Origin of the sequence: Crossiella sp. CA-258035, from assembly GCF_030064675.1 — a bacterium.
Lineage (GTDB): Bacteria > Actinomycetota > Actinomycetes > Mycobacteriales > Pseudonocardiaceae > Crossiella.
Map to the genome: position 1 here is coordinate 8,521,990 of NZ_CP116413.1, position 20,113 is coordinate 8,542,102.

Consider the following 20,113-nt stretch of genomic DNA (forward strand, 5'->3'; position numbering starts at 1 on the left):
TCCGCACAGCATCGAGGTGACCGCCTTCCGAGGGGCGGAGCTCGTCCCCGCGCGGGTGGAGTACCGGCGTGGCAGCGAGACCGAGGACGCCTCGGTGCGCGTGCACGGGCCGTGGGGCGTGGCCGAGGCCACCGCGCACGACGTGTTCGAGGCGCTGCTGCGGGTGCGGCGGGAGCTGGAGGCGGCGGAGTGGTTCCTGGCCGTGCACGGCGCCCGGCGGGACGTGGTCTGCCTGGGCCAGGTCCGCAACTGGTCCAGCGGCACCGAGGTGCACCACCCGGAGGCCACCGCGGTCGGCGCGAGCCTGTTCCTGTTCGGTCCCGCCGATCCCGCGCTGGTCGGCACCGTGGCCGAGCAGGAGGCGCTCTCCGAGGAGCACACCCCGGCCGCGGGCGAGCCGCCGGAGGTCACCGAGGAGATGCGCGCGGTGGCCCGGCACCAGCCGAACAGCTGGCTGTACTCGGTGGACGCCGAGTTCGACACCAACGGCGTGGTGCCGCCCTGGGGCGTGCGCGGCGGCTACCGGGTGGACGAGGACGGCAACTTCGGCGAGTGGGCGCCGAACCCCAGCTACCGGCCGGGCCCGCAGGCGCTGGGCTGGCCGCGGCCGACCAACCAGCTGGAACGCGATCTTGAGCTGGCCCTCTCCGGCTACGGACCGAGGGAGACCGCGCTGCGCACCCTGCTCGACTGGGAGCTGGTCATGGTCGAGTACCCGGACCACCCCGGCGAGCTGTTCCTGGCCGAGGAGCCGGGCGGGCTGGTGCTGGACGCGTGCACCTCGGCGGAACGGCTGCCGGAGAGCTGGACCCGGTGCCAGCAGGCCCGCGGCGACCAGCTGTTGGACCTCGGCGGAGTGCGGCTCCGCCTCAACGCGGGAGTGGCCGGCGCGCTGTCGGCCACCATCCCGCTCCAGGATCTGATCGACTTCGCCGCGGGCGACGGAGTGCGGGGCGTGCCCGCCCAAGGGGAGAGCTGACCGAAGATGATCATCAAGCAGCGGACCTACAACGGCGAGTTCGCCTACTGGCAGGACACGCCGTACCTGCGACGACGCCTTGGCAAGCAGCTCTACCTGGTGCCACTGGACGGCGGCGCGCCCGACGGCGACTTCGAGCGCCTGCCCGACGGCACCTTCGGCAGGCCGGTGGCGGCCCCGCTGCTGGAGTCCCGGTTCGAGCTGCAGACCATCGGCTTCATCGACGACGAGCCGTACGAGGTGGGCTACGACGAGCAGACCGAACTGGTGCCCGTGGTCTGGCCGGGCGGCCTCACCCTGGACACCGAGTCGGCGGCCCAGCGCGGGCTGGAGATCTACGACCGGTCCCTCATCCGCGGTCAGAAGCCGGTCGAGCGGATCAGCAAGGTCGTGCAGCTGCGCTGGACCGGGATGGGCGGGACCCTCGACTGGCGGCAGTTCCCGCTGCCAGTGGAGCAGGCCGAGCTGTCTGGCACCGGCCAGCCGGACCCGGCGCCGCTGCTGGCCGGACTCACCTCGGCGCTGACCGCGCTGGCGCCGGAAGGCTGGCAGGCCATCGGGGTGGTCTGCCACGCCCTGGCCGCCCACATGCAGCTGACCACGGTGGTCACCCTGGCCGACGGCGAGGAGTACTACTGGTCGCCGCCACCGCAGGTCAGCCAGTGGCTGTACCGGCTCCGGCTGGCGACCTACCAGCCAGGCGCGGGCGCCTGGTTCACCGCCGACTACCGGCTGGTCGCGGGCTCGGAACCGGTGGCCGACTTCGAGTTCCACGCGGAGCCGGAGTGGCCGTTCACCGCGTACCTGAACCTGGACCCCGAGCACCGGCAGGAGCTGCAGACGCTGCCCCGGGCCAGCGACCACACCCCGGACTGGCTGCTGCGCGCCGCGCACCGCCGGCAGCAGGAGCTGGCCCGCCAGGCCATGACCAGCCTGAGCGGCGAGGCGGGCCGCACCGTCGGCAAGCCCGTCCGGTCGGAGCTGGCGATGGCCCGGCTGTTCGACTACTTCGCCGAGGGCGAGCCGCCCCGCGCGTACCGGCCCGTGCTGCCCGCCCAGGAGCGGCTCAACGTCATCAGCTACCTGAGCGAGGCGCCGGTCGTGCTGTCCTCGCGCGGTTTCGCGCCGGACCTGCTGCACCCCGAGCGCGAGTCGCTGGTGCCGATGACCTACCACACCGACGGCCGCTGGGTCTGGCCCGGCGCGCTCGCCTACTACCTGCGCGAGCACGGGGTCACCCCGCCGCTGGAGCTGGTCAACCACATCCGGTCCCGGTTCTACGAGCCGCCGGCCTCGGTGCCCAAGCTGGTCGCCCAGGAGGCGACCTCGGTGGTCATGGAGATGCCGGAGCGGCACCCCGGCGCCAAGGACGACTGGGAGCGAGCTCGGTTCGCGGTGCGGGACTTCTGCGTCCGGTTCAGCGTCAGCCGCCGCTACGTCAGCTTCGGCGAGTACGCCGACGAGGCCTGGTGCGTGGTGCGCGAGCGGGACGACCGGTTCTCGGTGTTCTGGTGGTGGGCGAACGAGCAGCGCAAGGAGCTGGAGGCGCGCTTCGACGACGTGTCCCAGGCCGCGACCTACCTGATCGGGCAGCTGTACCTGAACTACCCGAACCTGCAGCGCGCCGAGGACGAGCCGCTGCTGCCGGAGGAGGCGCCCATCCAGGCCATGGGCGGGGACCCCGGGCTGGCCGCCTACGACCAGATCGACTCGCTGATCCTGCGCGAGGGCCACGAGATCGAGCGCTTCGGCGGGCCGGACGGCAACACCATCTTCGACGCGGGCACCGGCTTCGAGCGGACCACCCTGCCGCCGGAGTTCGCGCAGGGACCGTACGGCCGGTTCCGGCTGGCCGGCGGCGACTGGAAGATGCTCGGTGCGGTGACCAGGGCGGACGAGCGTCAGCCCGGTGGCGCGCGGGTGTACTTCCTGCCCAAGCCGCTGCGCGAGTACCTGGCCTCCGGCCTGATCGTGGAGATCCCGCCCGGCGAGGCACGGCAGTGAGCGCGCCCGTCGCCGAGACCGGGCTGCCCGGCGGCGACCGGCTGGGCCGGGCGCGGCAGGCGGTCATCGGCTGCTTCGCCGGGCAGGCCATCGGCGGCGCGGTCGGGGCGGGCGTGCAGTTCGAGAGCCTGGAGTCGTTCGCGGCCACACACGGGGATGCCTTCCCCGGGGAGTACCCGCCCGCTTTCGGCGGCGCCGGCCGGATCACCGCGGACACCCAGCTGTCGCTGTTCGTGCTGGACGGGCTGATCCGGGCGCACTTCCGGCGCAGGCGCACCGGCGCGGCCGACCCGCTGCCGGAGGTCAAGGCCGCGCTGCGGCGCTGGCTGCGCACCCAGCAGCCCGATGTCGGCGGCGCGGACGGCTGGTTCCCGGCGCGCCCGGCGCTGGCCGCCAAGCGCTGGCCGGACCGCACCACCCTGGACGTGCTGACCACCGGCCGGTTCGGCTCCATCGAGCACCCGGTCACCGACTCCGCGGAAAGCGGCGTGCTGCCCAGGGCGGCGGCCGCGGCGCTGTGGAGCGCGGCGGAGGAGCAGGTGTTCGAGCTGGGCGCGCGGATCGCCGCGCTCACCCACGGCCACCCGTCGGCCTACCTGTCAGCCGGGGCCTACGCGGTGATCGTCAACCGGATCCTGCGCGGGATCGGCAACCCGGTGCGCGCGGTGGACAGCGCCGTCCGGGTGCTGCGCCGCTGGCCAGGCCACGAGCCGGTCAGCGCGGCACTGGAGACCGCGGTGGACTGGTTCCACCACGGTGAGGAGGCCGAGGTCACCGCGGCCTCGGTGCAGGAGCTCGGCGAGGGCCTGCTGGCGCCGGAGGCACTGGCCATGGCGGTGCGGGCCACGCTGTCGGACCACCGCTTCGAGCAGGTCATCGCCAGGGCCGTCGGGCACTCCGGCAACAGCTCCACCGTCGGCGCGCTCACCGGCGGCCTCTACGGCGTGCTGTTCGACTTCACCGCCACCATCCCGGTGCCGCTGCTGCGCGACCTGGAGCTGGGCGAGGAGATCGCCACCCTGGCCGACGCCGCGGTGAAGGAGTTCGGCCCGCGCCCGCCGAGCACCACCGGCTGGCTGGAGAACTTCCCCTTCGGCAAGTAGCCCCGGCAACGGGGAAGGCCCCGCCACCGGAACTCGGTGGCGGGGCCTTCCCCGTGTGTGACTGGCTTCGTCAGCGGTAGTCGCGGCCGAAGTCGTAGTCGTCGAGCGGCACCGCCGCACCCGTGCCGGCGCCGAAGACGTCCGGGGTGTAGTAGCCGTCGTCGTAGGACGGGATCGCGTAGGCCGCGGCCCGTGCCTCCTCGGTCGGCTGCACCTGGATGTTGCGGTACTTGTTGATGCCCGTGCCAGCCGGGATCAACTTACCGATGATCACGTTCTCCTTCAGCCCGATCAGCCTGTCGCTCTTGCCGTTGATGGCGGCGTCGGTGAGGACACGCGTGGTCTCCTGGAAGGAGGCCGCGGACAGCCAGGACTCGGTCGCCAGCGAGGCCTTCGTGATGCCCATGAGCACCGGACGGCCAGAGGCCGGCTCGTTGCCCTCGGCCACCATCTGGCGGTTCTGGGTCTCGAAGTCGCTGCGCTCGACGGGTGCGCCCGGGAGGAACTCGGTGGCACCGGAGTCGATGATGATCACGCGGCGGAGCATCTGGCGCACGATGGTCTCGATGTGCTTGTCGTGGATCGACACGCTCTGCGTGCGGTACACGTTCTGCACCTCGCGGACCAGGTGGAGCTGAGCCTCACGGGGACCCATGACGCGCAGCACCTCGTGCGGGTCGACCGCACCTTCCAGCAGCTGCTGGCCGACGGTGACGTGGTCGCCGTCCTGGAGCGCCCGCTCGGAACCGTCCACGCTGATCGTCGCGAGCCACTGCCGCTTGGACAGCTTGTCGTAGACGATCTCCTCACCACCGTCGTCCGGCACGATGGTGATCTTGCGGAACCGGTCGCCCTCTTCGATCTGCACGCGGCCGTCGGCGTCGGCGATGGGCGCCTTGCCCTTGGGCACGCGGGCCTCGAACAGCTCCTGGACACGCGGCAGACCAGCGGTGATGTCATCGCCAGCCACACCACCGGTGTGGAAGGTACGCATCGTCAGCTGGGTGCCGGGCTCACCGATGGACTGCGCGGCCACGATGCCGACGGCCTCGCCGACGTCCACCAGCTGACCGGTGGCCATCGAGCGGCCGTAGCAGGTCGCGCACACACCGACCGCGGACTCACAGGTGAGCACGCTGCGGACCTTGACCTTGGCCACGCCTGCGCGGACCAGGGTCTCGATCGCCGGGTCGCCGAGGTCGGCGCCCTTGCCGATCAGCAGGTTGCCCTCGCCGTCGAAGATGTCCTCGGAGGCGTTGCGGGCGTACACGCTGGTCTGCACGTGGCGGTGCTTGACGTAACCGCCGTCGGCCGTGGGCTCGGTGAGCGGCATGATGATGCCCCGCTCGGTGCCACAGTCGATCTCACGCACGATGACGTCCTGCGAGACGTCCACCAGACGACGGGTCAGGTAACCCGAGTCGGCGGTGCGCAGCGCGGTGTCGGCCAGACCCTTCCGGGCGCCGTGCGTGGAGATGAAGTACTCCAGCACGGAGAAGCCCTCGCGGAAGTTCGCCTTGATCGGCCGCGGGATGTACTCACCCTTGGTGTTGCTGACCAGACCCTTCATGCCCGCCAGCTGGCGGACCTGGGTCATGTTGCCGGCCGCACCCGACTTCACGATCACCGAGATCGGGTTGTCGTCGGGGAAGTTGTCCTCCATGACCTGGGCGATCTCGTTCGTCGCCTGGGTCCAGATCTGCACCAGCTCGTTGTTGCGCTCGGTCTTGGACAGCAGACCGCGCTGGTACCGCTTCTCGACCTGGTCGGCCTTGGCCTCGTAGCCGTCGAGCAGACCCTGCTTGGCCTCGGGCACCACCACGTCGGAGATCGCCACGGTGACACCGGAGCGGGTGGCCCAGTAGAAACCGGCGTCCTTCAGCTTGTCCAGCGTCTGGGCGACGGTGACCATCGGGTACCGCTCGGCGAGGTCGTTGATGATCTCGGCCTGGCTCTTCTTCGGCAGCTGACGGTTGATGAACGGGTAGTCCGCCGGCAGCAGGTCGTTGAACAGCACGCGGCCCAGGGTGGTCTCGGCCAGCCAGGCCTGACCCGGCTCCCAGCCCTCAGGCTCGGTGCCACGGGTGGGCAGCCGGTCGGTGAGCCGGATCTTGATCTTCGCCTGGAGGTGCAGCGCGCCCAGGTCGTAGGCCATGATCGCCTCGGCCGGGGACGAGTACGCGCCGCCCTCGCCCTTGGCGCCCTCGCGCAGCTTGGTCAGGTGGAACAGACCGGTGACCATGTCCAGACGCGGCATCGCCAGCGGCCGCCCGGAGGCGGGCGAGAGGATGTTGTTGCTGGACAGCATCAGGATGCGGGCCTCGGCCTGGGCCTCGGCCGACAGCGGCAGGTGCACCGCCATCTGGTCGCCGTCGAAGTCCGCGTTGAACGCCTCGCACACCAGCGGGTGCAGCTGGATGGCCTTGCCCTCGACCAGCTGCGGCTCGAAGGCCTGGATGCCCAGACGGTGCAGCGTGGGCGCGCGGTTCAGCAGCACGGGGTGCTCGGTGATGACCTCTTCGAGGACGTCCCACACCTGCGAGCGCTGACGCTCGACCATCCGCTTGGCGGACTTGATGTTCTGCGCGTGGTTCAGGTCGACCAGCCGCTTCATCACGAAGGGCTTGAACAGCTCCAGCGCCATCTGCTTGGGCAGACCGCACTGGTGCAGCTTCAGCTGCGGGCCGACCACGATGACCGAACGGCCGGAGTAGTCGACACGCTTGCCGAGCAGGTTCTGGCGGAACCGGCCCTGCTTGCCCTTGAGCAGGTCGGACAGCGACTTGAGCGGGCGGTTGCCCGGCCCGGTCACCGGCCGGCCACGGCGGCCGTTGTCGAACAGCGCGTCGACGGCCTCCTGCAGCATCCGCTTCTCGTTGTTGACGATGATCTCGGGCGCGCCGAGGTCGATCAGTCGCTTGAGGCGGTTGTTGCGGTTGATCACGCGGCGGTACAGGTCGTTCAGGTCGGAGGTGGCGAAGCGGCCACCGTCCAGCTGCACCATCGGACGCAGGTCCGGCGGGATGACCGGCACGCAGTCCAGCACCATGCCCTGCGGGTTGTTGCGGGTGGCCTGGAACGCGGCCACCACCTTCAGCCGCTTGAGCGCGCGCAGCTTCTTCTGGCCCTTGCCGCTGCGAATGGTCTCGCGCAGCTTGTCGGCCTCGGCGTCGACGTCGAAGGTGCCCAGCAGCTGCTGGATGGCCTCCGCGCCCATGCCGCCGGTGAAGTACTCGCCGTAGCGGTCGATCAGCTCGCGGTAGAGCATCTCGTCCGCGATCAGCTGCTGGACGTCCAGCTTGACGAAGGTGTCCCAGATCTCGTCGAGGCGGTCGATCTCGCGCCCGGCCCGGTCCCGGAGCTGGCGCATCTCACGCTCGCCGCCCTCCTTGACCTTGCGGCGCACATCGCTCTTGGCGCCCTCGGCCTCGAGTTCGGCGAGGTCGGCCTCCAGCTTCTGCGCGCGGGCCTCCAGGTCGGCGTCGCGCTTGTCCTCCATGCGCTTGCGCTCGACCTGGATCTCGTTCTCCAGGGTCGCCTGGTCGTTGTGCCGCATCTCCTTGTTCACCGACGTGATCACGTAGGCGGCGAAGTAGATGATCTTTTCGAGGTCCTTGGGGGCCAGGTCGAGCAGATAGCCCAACCGGCTCGGGACGCCCTTGAAGTACCAGATGTGCGTGACCGCGGCGGCCAGCTCGATGTGGCCCATCCGCTCGCGGCGCACCTTGGCGCGAGTGACCTCGACGCCACAGCGCTCGCAGATGATGCCCTTGAAGCGGACGCGCTTGTACTTACCGCAGTAGCACTCCCAGTCCCGGGTCGGACCGAAGATCTTCTCGCAGAAGAGTCCGTCCTTCTCGGGCTTGAGGGTGCGGTAGTTGATGGTTTCAGGCTTCTTGACCTCGCCGAAGGACCACTGCCGGATGTCGTCCGCGGTAGCCAGTCCGATGCGGAGCTCGTCGAAGAAGTTGACGTCTAGCACGTCGGTTCTTCCCCTTGATAGTTCGGGTTCAGAGGCTGAGTCGGGCCGGGGCGGGACGGGCTTGCGATCAGCCCGTCCCACGCCGGCGGCGAGGTCAGTTGACGATGTCGTCGACCGAAGGCGACTCGGACCGGGACAAGTTGATGCCCAGGTTCGCGGCCGCGCGCTCCAGGTCCTCATCGTCGCCGTCGCGCATCTCGATGGCAGCGCCGTCGCTGGAGAGCACCTCGACGTTGAGGCACAGCGACTGCAGCTCCTTGAGCAGCACCTTGAACGACTCCGGGATACCGGGTTCGGGGATGTTCTCGCCCTTGACGATGGCCTCGTAGACCTTCACGCGGCCGATCACGTCATCAGACTTGATCGTGAGCAGCTCCTGCAGCGTGTAGGCAGCGCCGTAGGCCTGCATGGCCCAGCACTCCATCTCGCCGAAGCGCTGGCCACCGAACTGCGCCTTACCACCGAGCGGCTGCTGGGTGATCATCGAGTACGGGCCGGTGGACCGGGCGTGGATCTTGTCGTCGACCAGGTGCAGCAGCTTGAGGATGTACATGTAGCCGACCGAGGTCGGGTACGGGTACGGCTCGCCGCTGCGGCCGTCGAACAGCTGGGCCTTGCCGTCGCCCTTGACCATCCGCTCACCATCGCGGTTGGGCATGGTCGAGCCGAGCAGACCGGTGATCTCGTCCTCGCGGGCGCCGTCGAACACCGGGGTGGCGGTGTTCGTGCCGGGGTCGGCCTGGAAGAGCTCCTCGGGCAGCTTGGCGGCCCAGTCCGGGTTCCCGTCGATGCTCCAGCCCTGCTTGGCGATCCACCCGAGGTGGGTCTCCAAGATCTGGCCGATGTTCATACGACGGGGCACACCGTGGGTGTTCAGCACGATGTCGACCGGGGTGCCGTCCTCCATGAACGGCATGTCCTCGACCGGCAGGATCTTGCCGATGACGCCCTTGTTGCCGTGCCGGCCGGCGAGCTTGTCGCCGTCCTGGATCTTGCGCTTCTGCGCCACGTAGACCCGGACCAGCTCGTTCACGCCCGGGGGCAGCTCGTCGTCGTCCTCGCGGGAGAACACCCGGATGCCGATGACCTTGCCGGTCTCACCGTGCGGCACCTTCAGCGAGGTGTCGCGCACCTCGCGCGCCTTCTCACCGAAGATCGCGCGGAGCAGGCGCTCCTCGGGGGTCAGCTCGGTCTCGCCCTTGGGCGTGACCTTGCCGACCAGGATGTCGCCGTCGCGGACCTCGGCGCCGATCCGGATGATGCCACGCTCGTCCAGGTCGGCCAGGACCTCCTCGGAGACGTTCGGGATGTCCCGGGTGATCTCCTCGGCGCCCAGCTTGGTGTCGCGGGCGTCGATCTCGTGCTCCTCGATGTGGATCGAGGTCAGGACGTCGTCCTGCACGAGGCGCTGCGACAGGATGATCGCGTCCTCGTAGTTGTGACCCTCCCACGGCATGATCGCCACGAGCAGGTTCTTGCCCAGCGCCATCTCGCCGTTCTGGGTGCACGGGCCATCCGCGATGACCTGCCCGACCTCGACCCGGTCGCCCTCGTTGACGATCGGCTTCTGGTTGATGCAGGTGCCCTGGTTGGAGCGGCGGAACTTGTGCAGCCGGTAGGTCTGGCGGGTGCCGTCGTCGGCCATCACGGTGATGTAGTCGGAGCACAGCTCCTCGATCACACCGGCCTTGTTGGCCACCACCACATCGCCGGCGTCCACCGCGGCGCGCAGCTCCATACCGGTGCCGACCAGCGGCGACTCGGAGCGGAGCAGCGGCACGGCCTGACGCTGCATGTTCGCGCCCATGAGCGCGCGGTTGGCGTCGTCGTGCTCGAGGAAGGGCACCATCGCGGTCGCCACGGACACCATCTGCCGAGGCGAGATGTCCATGTAGTCGACCTCGTTCGGCGGGATCAGGTCCAGCTCGCCGCCCTTGCGGCGAACCATGACCTTGTCCTCGAGGAAGTTCCCGTCCGCGTCGATCGGCGTGTTGGCCTGGGCCTTCACGTACCGGTCTTCCTCGTCCGCGGTCAGGTAGTCGATCTCGTCGGTGACCCGGCCCTCGCGGACCTTGCGGTACGGGGTCTCGATGAAACCGAACGGGTTGACCCGGCCGAAGGAGGACAGCGAGCCGATCAGGCCGATGTTCGGGCCTTCCGGCGTCTCGATCGGGCACATGCGGCCGTAGTGCGAGGGGTGCACGTCGCGCACCTCGAGGCCGGCCCGCTCACGGGAGAGACCACCGGGGCCGAGCGCGGACAGACGCCGCTTGTGCGTCAGGCCGGCCAGCGGGTTGGTCTGGTCCATGAACTGCGACAGCTGGGAGGTTCCGAAGAACTCCTTGATCGCGGCCACCACGGGGCGGATGTTGATCAGGGTCTGCGGCGTGATCGCCTCGACGTCCTGAGTGGTCATCCGCTCGCGGACCACGCGCTCCATGCGGGAGAGGCCGACCCGGATCTGGTTCTGGATCAGCTCGCCGACCGTGCGCAGGCGCCGGTTGCCGAAGTGGTCGATGTCGTCGACCTCGACCGGGACCTCCACACCGCCGGGGGCGGTCATGGACGTCTCACCCGCGTGCAGGCGCACCAGGTACTCGATCGCGGTGACGATGTCGTCCTCGGTGAGCACACCGGTGGTGAACGGCTGGTCCAGGCCCAGCTTCTTGTTCACCTTGTACCGGCCGACCTTGGCCAGGTCGTAGCGCTTCTCCTTGAAGAACAGGTTCTCCAGCAGGGTCTGCGCGCTCTCCTTGGTGGGCGGCTCACCAGGACGCAGCTTGCGGTAGATGTCGAGCAGGGCCTCGTCCTGGCCCGCGGTGTGGTCCTTCTCCAGCGTGGCCATGAGGGTCTCGCTGAAACCGAACCGCTCGCGGATCTGCTCGGCGGTCCAGCCGAAGGCCTTCAGCAGCACGGTGACGGGCTGACGGCGCTTGCGGTCGATGCGGACACCGACGGTGTCGCGCTTGTCGACGTCGAACTCCAGCCAGGCGCCCCGGCTCGGGATGATGCGGACGCTGAACACGTCCTTGTCGGTGGTCTTGTCGACGTTAGTGTCGAAGTAGACACCCGGGGACCGCACCAACTGCGACACCACGACTCGCTCGGTGCCGTTGATGATGTACGTGCCCTTGTCGGTCATCACGGGGAAGTCACCCATGAACACCGTCTGGCTCTTGATCTCGCCGGTGTTGTGGTTGGTGAACTCCGCGGTGACGAACAGCGGGGCCGCGTACGTCATGTCCTTGTCCTTGCACTCCTCGACGGAGGCCTTGACCTCGTCGAAGCGCGGGTCGGAGAAGGAGAGGGACATGGATCCCGAGAAGTCCTCGATCGGCGAGATCTCGTTGAGGACCTCAGCGAGGCCGCCAATCGGATCCTCATCGCCGGCATCGATGCGGCGCTGGAACCACTCGTCGGCGCCGACGAGCCATTCGAAGGACTGAATCTGCAGGTCGAGCAGATCGGGCACCGTGAGGGGTTCGCGGATCTTCGCGAACGAAACCCGCTTCGGCGCCCCAGGGATCCCCGACGTGGAGTTGGTCGCAGCAGTGGCCTTGGTCGCGCGGGAGACTGCCAAGATGCGTCCTTCCAGGGACTGTTGCTGGCTGGAAGCTGCCCCGGAGCTTGCGCGCCGGTGCAGTTGTCAAGGGTGCGGCGCGGCCATCATCTCGGGACCCTGGGCAGGGTGAACAGAAAATGGACAGCGCAAAGTGGCAGTCTAGCCACACAGACGGCGGCTGTCGAGCGGGGTCCAGACTGGACACCCGAACTCGTGCTTACGGACAGAGTGAACCCACCGCAGCCCGCAGTCAAGATGCCACGCGGTGATCACTCCGTTGGCGCAGGGCCAACTCACCTCACGTAACCGTTTGACCAGGTCATCCTGTGGAGAAGTACCCGAAGAGCGGGTTTTCTATACCCGATTCCGGCCTTGCCGAGAGGGCTTGAGGAACGTCACACTGGTCCGCTTGCCGACCAGAACGACCGCTCACCGCACGAATTCCCCTGGTCACGCTGTGTCCTGACGTCACGGGGAGGACGCTCCACCCGCCATCAGCGACCGCTCGTCGCACCCTCGACCGGGTGACACCAACCCGGTCAGCGGGCCAGACCTTGATCAATTTGTGACCCGGACCCCAGCCGACCCCGGTCAACAGTGCCGCCAGTTCGGAGAACGCGCACTCCGCGTCGCCGAACGGCAACTCCCAGCGAACCCCACGCGGCCGGTCCTGCGCTGTCCCCGCCGCGGAAACCCTGCCCAGGGAACTTGATCAAGGATACCGGTTTCCGGGCCCCTCGGCCATGCGCCAACTGGCGCTTGACTAGGGGCAGTTGCCAGTCCTCGGCCCATCACCGCAGGTCAACGCGGTCGCCCCGCGGTCACCGGCCCGGAGATGGGCCGGGCCCAGGCGATGCGCTCCACCAGGAACTGCGCCTCGGTCTCGTGCCGGTGGCACCAGGCGAGCAGGATGCCGTGCTCCAGCGTCAGGTCGCTGACCACACGCGGGCTGGCAGGCCCGTCCGGGCTCCGGTAGGAGATCTCCACCGGCCCGCCGGTGCTGATGGCAGCGGCCAGCCAGCCCCGATCGGGTTCGGGCAGGTCCGGCGCCTGGTACCGCAGGTGGCGGTCCGGGTCGAGGGGCCCGTCCACCGCGGGCGCTTCGGCCAGCGCCTCGGCCAGCGCGGCCGGGGTGGCGGCGTGGTCCTCGGGCCGCCAGGGCGCGGGCTGCGCCCGTCCGCGCCGGGGTTCCTGCGCCTCGGGCACCTCATTGCCGGTGGCGTCCTCGCCGACCGGGGTGAACCCGGCCCGCCGCAGCTGGGCCAGGCTCTCCGGCCGCGGCCGCGGACTGACCAGCACGGTCGGCGCCACCTGCCGCAACCCCAGCCGCTCGGCAGGCCGCGAGTTCATGATCTCCAGAGCTTGGATCTCATCCGCGGTGTGGATCACGCACCCGGCGTCCACCACCCTGATCGACCCGTGCCGCCGCGCCACGTCCCGGACCAGGTACGCCAGCGGCTGGGGCACGCCACCGGCGGCCACCTCGGCCAGGTCGGCGAGCAGCCCGTCGGCGGTGGCGCCGGTGTCCAGGGCTCGCCGGATGCTGGCCGCGGAGAACCGCCAGACCCGGGCCGAGCTGTTGGTCTCCAGGTCGGCGACGGTGTCGAGCAGCCGGACCAGGTGCTGGGCCGGGTCACCGGTGACGATGGCGGTGAGGTCGGACTGGAGGCGGGCGGTGCCCACGGTGGCGGGCAGCAGGGCGGTGGCGGCGGCGAGCAGGGCGGCTTCGGGATCCGGGGCTGATCCGGCGGCCAGGGCTGTTCCGGAGGCGGGAGCCGTCCCGGGCCGCGAGGCCGCTTCGGAGTTCGGTGCTGGGCTGGGGGCGGGCGCTGCTTCAGCGGGGCTGGTGGCGGGCGACCGGCCTTCCGGGGCCACCGCGCGAGCGCGCCTGGATGCCGTGGCGGCCAGGAGGGCGTGGCCGGCTTCGGTGAGCTGGTCTTCGGAGAGCAGGCCCAACAGGCGGGCTTCGGTGAGGGTGGCTTGGGCCAGCGCCCTGGTGTGGTCGGTGGTGGTGAGCATGGGGACGTGCCAGGCGAGCTGGGCCAGGATGGCGGGGTCGGCGGCTCGTTGGTCCGGGGCGAGTTCGGCGTAGGCGGTGAGGATGGCCTGGCGCTGGGCCTTGGCGGGGCCGGGGTTGGGCACCGTGGGCGGGATGGTGCGGCCGTCGGGGGTCTGGCGGTGGGTGGGGGCCTCGGGCAGGGTCAGCCAGGTGCGGACCAGGGTGGTCCAGCGGTGCGCGGCGGGCTGGGTGCGCCAGTCGTCGTAGGCGGCGGTGGGGGCGTAGCTGTCCAGGTGGTGGCCTGCGCGGTGGTGGCCGAGCAGGTCGGCGGCGTAGGCCAGGTCCAGCCACAGGGCGGCGTGTTCCGGTGGGCAGCCGAAGGACTTGGCCAGGCGGCGCAGCTCCCTGGTGCCGATGCCGCCGGAGAGCAGCGCGGGGATGGGTTCGGCCTCGGCGTGCTCCAGCAGAGTGGTGGTCAGGCGGACCGCCTCGGCGGCGGCCACGGCGGCCTGGCTGCGCGCGAGCTCGGGGGTGGCCGGGCTGGTGGCCGGGCGGGGCGGGCCGGTCAGGCGGAAGCGGCGGCGGTGCTCGGGCAGGGCGAAGCCGACCTCACGCGGGACCTCGGCCGCGGACTTGCCCCTGCGCAGCAGCAACCCGAGCTCGAGCAGTGGGGCCGCGGTGGCGGCCAGGTCCTCGTCAGTCAGCTCGCCGTCGGTGAGGGTGACGCGCGGGTGGTCGGCGAGCAGGCCGGTGAGCAGCTTGGCGGCCGGGCGGGGCAGGCCGGCCAGCAGGCGGGTGAGGCGGGACCGGTCGCCGAGGTGGTCGGCGAGCCGGCGGGTCAGGGTGGCCCGGGTGCCCTCGGCAGGCAGGCCGTGCCTGACGGTCAGCGCGCGGACCTCGGCCAGTGGACAGGGGGTGAGCAGGTCGGCGAGCGGGGCGCCGAGGCCGAGCGGGGCGGTCCACCAGGTGGCCAGCCGGGGCGGGCAGGCCAGGCCGCCGTCGGCGGTCGGCCAGACCAGGGCGTGCTCGGCGAGGCGGGCCAGTGCGGCGGTGACCAGCGACCGGGGTGAGGCGAGGGTGCCGGCCAGCTCGGCCGGGGTGGCCGAGGGACCGAGCACCTGGATGGCCTGGGTGATCGACAGCGCGTCCTGGTCCAGCTCGCGCAGGGCCAGCTCCAGCGAGGTCCTGGTGGACAGGGCCTTGGCCAGGCCGTCCCAGTACCGGGGCGCGGGTTCGACCAGGACGTCCGGCCGGAGCTCGAACAACCGCACCAGCGCCGTCCGGTCGAGACCGCGCAGGTACTCCTTGAGCTTCATCGGCCTGCCTACTCCCGCGTTGTGATCAGTCCTCCCCTGCCCTGCGCATGTAGTCACCGGCGACTGAGCTGAGCTCCACGGCGCTGTCCACGTCGTCCCTGGCGAAAGCCCGGCCCGACTCGGCGATCAGCGCCAGTCCGGTGAGCAGGTCGGTGAAGGACTCCTTGGCGTCCTCGTTGGGCTGATCGCCCAGCTCCGCCTGCATCTCGCCGACAAGTTCGTCCAGCCGGTCGGCGAAGCGTTTGCCGTCCTCGCGCAGCGCCACCAGGGCCGCCCGCCGGGCGTGCCACCAGTCGAGCAGTTCGTGTCTGCGCTCCGGGGGCAGCTCGGCGAGGAACGCCAACTGCTCCTCGGTCAGCGCGGTGATCCCGTCGGGCTCGGAGTCACGCATGGGCGACGACTATGCCACAGCCACCGTTAGCATTTCGTGACCGATCGGGACTTCACAAATCCGAGCTGGTGCTACCAGGCACGACCGCGAGGAACTCACCCACTTGTCGTAGCGGGGCGGGGGTCTGGCGGTTGCGGGGCCCGCGCCGGTGGGGTGCGGGTAGGGGCGGCGGGTGTCTCGGCTGGGGTGCATGGCCTGAGACTGCGCTGTGCCAGGTTGGCAAGGCCACTTTGGCGGGGGACACGAACGGGTGATTCGACGCTGGGGTGGCGAAGGTGGCGCTGAGCTGCGGAAATGGGCAGCACGGACGGTCCGGGGAGCGTGGCGGCGGGGAGACCGGCGCACGGGGCGGGGCGTTCGGGGTCGCGTGATTCTGCCCTGTGCCAGGCTGGCAAACCGGGCTTGGCGACTCGCACGATCGAGTGCATCCGGCTGATCCGGCTTGGCCCTACGCTGCCTGCGTGACCGACCAACCGGCGACGGCGCGCCTGCCGCGCCCGCCAGCGGTGCTCTTCCGGCTGGGCTGTGCGGCGCTGCTCGGTGTGCTGATCTGGCTGATGGTGCTGGTGTTCCAGGCGGGCCCCGCGGCGAAGTTCCACCGGGGCGCCGCGCCTGCCGAGGACGACCTGCGCACCGGCACGGCCCAGGTCGAGCAGTGCGCGAGAGTGGACCGGAGCCTGCTGGTCACCGAGCTCACCGCGTACTCCTGCCCGGCCAAGGTCCGCTGGGACAGCGGCGCGGAACAGGGCCTGGAGCGGGAGACCGTGGTCTGGTCCCGGCACGACATCTCCGGCAGGCGGCTGCCGGTCCGGGAGGGCGCGGGCAGCGCGTGCCAGGGCTGCCCGGACACCACCGTGGTGCCGGTGGACCACCCGAAGGCGGACCGGGGCACGCGCGGCGAGGTCGACCTGTGGGTGCTCGCCGGTGTGTTCCTGCTCGGCATTCTCGCGGTGTTCCCGCTGGTCGGGATGCTGAACGGACCTCGGCCTCCGCGGGCGGACGGACGGAAGCGACGGCTCGCCCGGCACGTGGCCGCGGCCTTCGTGGTCTACCTGGGCATCGGCGTGCTGGTCGGCGGGATCCTGCTGCTCAACGCGGTCGACTTCCAGGCGGGGGTCCGGCCCGGCGCCGAGGTGCGCGCGACCGGCACGGCCACCGTGGAGCACTGCCGGCGGGCCGACCGGAACTTCCTGCTGGTGGAGTTCACCCGCTACGAGTGCCCGGCGCAGGTGCGGTGGCGCGACGGCGCGCTGCCGCCTGGCCACACCAAGGTGGAGTCGCTCCGCGAGCTCAGCGGCCAGGTCGAGGTGCGCTCGGCGAAGGTCTCCTGCGGCAGGCGGTGCGTGGGCTGGGTGACCGTGCCCGCCGACCACCCCGACCCCAGCGGCGCCGTCCGCTGGTGGGTCGGCTTCGGCCAGATCGCGGGCGGGCTGCTGCTCATCGGGCTGGTCACCGGGGCCGTCCTCGCCATCTACCGGATCCGGCCGACGGGTACCGCCACCGGGGGAACCGCATTGCCCCCGGACTCGTCGGAGTCGCAGGGTGCGGGGGTGGCACCGAAGAGCACCGATCAGGGAGGGGCGGCCGGATGAGCCGACCGATCACCGATCCGATGGCCTGGCTGGATGCGCAGGAGGCCAGGATCGAGGCGTTGCAGGCCCGCGCCGAGCAGGCCAAGGAGGCACTGGCCAGCGCGAGTGCCACGGCCACCAGCCGGGACGGCGCGGTGACGGTCACGGTGAACCCCGGCGGGGTGCTCACCGACCTCCGGCTCACCGCCAAGGCGAGCGGGCTCGGGCCCGAGGAGCTGGCCGCGGCGATCATGGCCACGGTCCGGCAGGCGCAGGGCAGGGCCGGTCAGCAGACCGCGGCGATCATGGCCACCGTGGTCGGCGAGGACTCCGAGGCGATGGACTTCGTCCGGGAGAACCTGCCGGAGCCCGCCGAGGAGGACGCGCCCGCGCCACCCCGGCGTCGGCCGGACGACGGCGATGACGAGGGCGGCCGCCCGATCATGCGAGAGGACGGCTGGTGATGACCGGCATCCACGGTGACCTGCCCGCGCTGCAGGCGCACGCGAAGGCGGTCGAGGCCATCACCGCGCGGGTGGACAAGGCCGCGGGCGCGGCCGCGAACGGCTCGCGCAACACCGCAGCCTGGGGCGTGCTGCTCTACCCGTACGGCGAGATCTTCGTCAACGGCCTCGGCAACCAGGTGTCCCAGATGATCTCCGCGCTGAGCGAGACCGGCGGGGTCTGCGGCAAGGGTGTCGAGGACTGCCGGGCCAGCTACGAGCAGGTCGAAGCGGCCCTGACCCAGATGTTCAAGGGGATTCAGAAATGAGCCAGCCCACGCCGAGCGTCCAGGCGCCCCGCCCCAAGGCGGACAGCAACCCGGAGACCAACGACCTGATCGAGAAGGAGAAGCCGGAGCACGGCTTCTTCCAGGGCAACGTCACGCTCAAGGGCGCGGGGATCGCGGACAGCCTCAACGAGGCCATCGGCGACTTCGGCCGGATCGGCGAGCCCGACTTCAGCGTCACCGAGGCGGTCACCGACGGCGCGGTGCTCGCGCTGGACGTGCTCGGCATCGTGATGAACCCCTTCGGCGAGCTGGGCAAGGCCGCCGCGGGCTGGCTCATCGAGCACGTGGACTTCCTGCGCGAGGGCATCGAGGTGGTCACCGGCGACCCGGACGCGGTGAAGGCGCTCAAGGGCACCTGGACCAACATCGCCAACGAGCTCAACAGCGCGGCGGGCGACTACGAGCGCGAGCTGTCCTCGGTGCAGTCCTGGATGGCCAAGACCCCCTCCGGCCAGATCTACCACCAGACCGCCACCGCGTACGTGAAAGCGCTGCGCGCCTCCAGTGAGAAGGCGGCGTCCGCGGCGAAGGTGGTGGAGTACTCCGGCATCGCGGTCGCCTCGGTGCGCGGACTGATCTTCGACCTGATCGCCGAGCTGATCGGCAAGTGGATCGGCAAGCTGATCGCCGCCGGGCTCACCGCGCTGTTCACCCTCGGCGCCTCCGCGGCCGCGTTCGTCACCAGCGCCATCGCCGACGCCTGCGCGCTGGCCCGCAAGATCTTCGGCAAGCTGCGCAAGCTCACCGAGGCGATCGAGCAGCTGGGCGTGTTCATCCGCAAGTTCTCCAACAGCGCGGCGGGCGCGGCCGCCTCCACCAAGGCCACCAGGGCCGCGGTGGACAGCGGCATCGGCGCGGTGAACAACCTCGGCAAGCGCGCCACCGACGCCCTGGGCACCGTGGGCAAGGTGGCTGGCAGCAAGGGCACGGTGGCGGCCAAGGAAGCGGTCAAGGAGGGGACGAACGCCGAGCACCCGAAGTAGTCAGCGGGGCTGGATCTCGGTGATCTTCCACTTGCCGTCGACCTGCTGCATGTTCACCACGACCTGCAGCGCGGTGTCGCCGCGGTAGCCGTCGCTGGCGCGCTCGCTGTGCTGGTCGGCGAAGACCAGGACCATGGCCCGGTCGCCCTCCAGCACCCGGACCGCGGCGGAGCGGACGATGGTGCTGTACACCAGCTTCTGCTCCGGCCCGGTCTTGCGCAGGCCGGTCAGGATGGTGTCGTAGTCCTGGGTGGCCTTGCCCATCAGCACCGCCTTGGCCGCGTCCTCGTTCTTCTGCGGCTCGGCGAAGTTGTAGGACAGCACGGTCTGGATCGCGTTGGTGACCTGGCCGACGACCTCGCTGGTGCGCGCGTTGTCCACCAGCGCCTGGTTGCTGCCGCCGCTTTCCGCCTGGAGGTACTCGCCGCGGAACCAGAAGCCCAGCACGGTGAGCACGGCCGCGACCAGGACCAGCGCGGCGGGCAGCAGCCAGCCCGAGCGCCGGGGCTCGACGGAGTCGGCGTCGGCTTCGGGTTCCGGGTCGGGCTTGGCTTCGGAGTCGGGCTGGGGCTCAGGGGCGGGCTTGGGCTTGGCGGCTTTGGCGCTGGGGCGCGGTTTGACCACGGGTTCCGGGGTGGGCTCCGGCTCGGCGGGCGCCTCGGGCTCCAGCACGCCGCGCGCGGAGAGCTCCGCGGCGGCGGTGTCCTCGACGGGGGCGGGGGCGGGCGCTGCGGTGTCCTCGAACTCCTCGGGAGCGGCGGCGGGGTCCTCGAAGCGCTCGGTGGCCGGGCGGCCCCTGGTGCCCGCGACCTTGGGGTGGCGGGCCGGGGTGCCGGCAGGACGGTTGCGACGGATCGGTGGCACTGCTCGGTCCTCCTCAGACGGCCGGGGCGGGGCGAACGGCGTCCAGCGCGGACAGCCGCCAGCCGTCGGGGGTCCTGGTCAGCTCGACGGCGACCCGGCCGGTGGAGACCTGGGGCTGCTCGTCGCCGGACTTGCCGGTGAGCTCCACGATGGCCAGCATCTTCGCCTTGCCCGCGCGCAGGTCCAGCTCGGTCAGCGCGCTCTCCCTGGCCTTGGCCGTGGTGACCAGCTTGCGGTCGTTGAGGTACTTCTTGGTGGCTTCCTTGTCCGCGGCCAGCGCCTCGCTGAGCGGACTGGTGGTGGCCGTCTTCAGCTGCTCGAAGATCTCGTCGTACTTGCGGTAGTCCTGGTGCAGCAGGTTGACCACGTGCTGCTGGCCGACGAGCACCACCTCGTCCCGCTCCCTGGCGAACTCCAGGCCGTCGTCGGAGCCCGCAGCCGCCCACGACACCCCGTACCAGCCCGCGAACAGGGCCGCGAGCACGACCAGCACGGTGGCGCCCAGCACGAGCACACGGCGTGGATCGGCGCCGGGACGTGGATCAGTGGATCGGTCGGTCATAACG

13 protein-coding genes are annotated in these 20,113 nt (G+C 70.7%); 7 read left to right on the top strand and 6 right to left on the bottom strand.

Annotated features, from left to right (window positions below):
• The first annotated feature begins 16 nt into the window (after nucleotides 1–16).
• From N8J89_RS38515 to N8J89_RS38525, 3 genes are read left to right on the top strand one after another with little or no spacing between them, the layout of a single operon-like run.
• Nucleotides 17–979, top strand: a complete 963-nt coding sequence (locus N8J89_RS38515) for a type VII secretion system-associated protein (protein WP_283661804.1) — start codon at nucleotides 17–19, stop codon at nucleotides 977–979.
• Between the two features lie 6 nt (nucleotides 980–985).
• On the top strand, nucleotides 986–2,983 hold the full coding sequence (locus N8J89_RS38520; RefSeq protein ID WP_283661805.1) for a glycohydrolase toxin TNT-related protein: 1,998 nt from the start codon (nucleotides 986–988) through the stop codon (nucleotides 2,981–2,983).
• Nucleotides 2,980–4,086 (top strand): ADP-ribosylglycohydrolase family protein, encoded by a 1,107-nt coding sequence (locus tag N8J89_RS38525; protein ID WP_283661806.1) that lies wholly within the window; start codon nucleotides 2,980–2,982, stop codon nucleotides 4,084–4,086. Before N8J89_RS38520 ends, N8J89_RS38525 begins: the two co-directional genes overlap by 4 nt.
• A 70-nt stretch (nucleotides 4,087–4,156) precedes the next feature.
• On the opposite strand, the gene N8J89_RS38530 is transcribed toward N8J89_RS38525, so the two are convergent.
• The 4 genes from N8J89_RS38530 to N8J89_RS38545 form a co-directional block, all read right to left on the bottom strand.
• Nucleotides 4,157–8,068 carry a DNA-directed RNA polymerase subunit beta' gene (locus tag N8J89_RS38530; RefSeq protein ID WP_283661807.1) on the bottom strand — a complete coding sequence of 1,304 codons (3,912 nt, stop codon included), beginning with the start codon at nucleotides 8,066–8,068 and terminating at the stop codon, nucleotides 4,157–4,159.
• Between the two features lie 94 nt (nucleotides 8,069–8,162).
• Nucleotides 8,163–11,648: a DNA-directed RNA polymerase subunit beta gene (gene rpoB / locus N8J89_RS38535; RefSeq protein WP_283661808.1), complete on the bottom strand. Its 3,486-nt coding sequence runs from the start codon at nucleotides 11,646–11,648 to the stop codon at nucleotides 8,163–8,165.
• Between the two features lie 783 nt (nucleotides 11,649–12,431).
• Nucleotides 12,432–14,945, bottom strand: coding sequence for a helicase-associated domain-containing protein (locus tag N8J89_RS38540; RefSeq protein WP_283661809.1), 2,514 nt, complete (start codon nucleotides 14,943–14,945; stop codon nucleotides 12,432–12,434).
• Between the two features lie 25 nt (nucleotides 14,946–14,970).
• Nucleotides 14,971–15,336 (bottom strand): hypothetical protein, encoded by a 366-nt coding sequence (locus N8J89_RS38545; RefSeq protein WP_283661810.1) that lies wholly within the window; start codon nucleotides 15,334–15,336, stop codon nucleotides 14,971–14,973.
• 461 nt (nucleotides 15,337–15,797) lie between these two features.
• Here N8J89_RS38545 and N8J89_RS38550 point away from each other — a divergent pair, with 461 nt between their 5' ends.
• Genes N8J89_RS38550 through N8J89_RS38565 form a run of 4 tightly spaced genes read left to right on the top strand, consistent with a single transcriptional unit; the run spans nucleotide 15,798 to nucleotide 18,683 of the window.
• Entirely contained in the window at nucleotides 15,798–16,928 is a 1,131-nt protein-coding gene (locus N8J89_RS38550) for a DUF6346 domain-containing protein (RefSeq protein WP_283661811.1), read from the top strand.
• Entirely contained in the window at nucleotides 16,925–17,371 is a 447-nt protein-coding gene (locus N8J89_RS38555; RefSeq protein WP_283661812.1) for a YbaB/EbfC family nucleoid-associated protein, read from the top strand. The genes N8J89_RS38550 and N8J89_RS38555 overlap by 4 nt, the downstream gene beginning before the upstream one ends.
• Nucleotides 17,371–17,679, top strand: a complete 309-nt coding sequence (locus N8J89_RS38560) for a hypothetical protein (protein WP_283661813.1) — start codon at nucleotides 17,371–17,373, stop codon at nucleotides 17,677–17,679. Before N8J89_RS38555 ends, N8J89_RS38560 begins: the two co-directional genes overlap by 1 nt.
• Nucleotides 17,676–18,683 carry a hypothetical protein gene (locus N8J89_RS38565; protein WP_283661814.1) on the top strand — a complete coding sequence of 336 codons (1,008 nt, stop codon included), beginning with the start codon at nucleotides 17,676–17,678 and terminating at the stop codon, nucleotides 18,681–18,683. The genes N8J89_RS38560 and N8J89_RS38565 overlap by 4 nt, the downstream gene beginning before the upstream one ends.
• Here N8J89_RS38565 and N8J89_RS38570 read toward each other — a convergent pair whose 3' ends face one another.
• Complete coding sequence (locus tag N8J89_RS38570; protein WP_283661815.1) at nucleotides 18,684–19,547, bottom strand: hypothetical protein; 864 nt, start codon at nucleotides 19,545–19,547, stop codon at nucleotides 18,684–18,686.
• A gap of 13 nt (nucleotides 19,548–19,560) precedes the next feature.
• Entirely contained in the window at nucleotides 19,561–20,109 is a 549-nt protein-coding gene (locus N8J89_RS38575) for a hypothetical protein (RefSeq protein ID WP_283661816.1), read from the bottom strand.
• Between the last annotated feature and the right edge of the window lie 4 nt (nucleotides 20,110–20,113).

What these genes read in the sequence shown, in the direction of transcription:
- N8J89_RS38520 (WP_283661805.1), top strand. Translation starts at nt 986, where the DNA reads ATGATCATCAAGCAGCGGACCTACAACGGCGAGTTCGCCTACTGGCAG.
- N8J89_RS38540 (WP_283661809.1), bottom strand. Translation starts at nt 14,945, where the DNA reads ATGAAGCTCAAGGAGTACCTGCGCGGTCTCGACCGGACGGCGCTGGTG.
- N8J89_RS38545 (WP_283661810.1), bottom strand. Translation starts at nt 15,336, where the DNA reads ATGCGTGACTCCGAGCCCGACGGGATCACCGCGCTGACCGAGGAGCAG.
- N8J89_RS38555 (WP_283661812.1), top strand. Translation starts at nt 16,925, where the DNA reads ATGAGCCGACCGATCACCGATCCGATGGCCTGGCTGGATGCGCAGGAG.
- N8J89_RS38560 (WP_283661813.1), top strand. Translation starts at nt 17,371, where the DNA reads ATGACCGGCATCCACGGTGACCTGCCCGCGCTGCAGGCGCACGCGAAG.
- N8J89_RS38565 (WP_283661814.1), top strand. Translation starts at nt 17,676, where the DNA reads ATGAGCCAGCCCACGCCGAGCGTCCAGGCGCCCCGCCCCAAGGCGGAC.
- N8J89_RS38575 (WP_283661816.1), bottom strand. Translation starts at nt 20,109, where the DNA reads ATGACCGACCGATCCACTGATCCACGTCCCGGCGCCGATCCACGCCGT.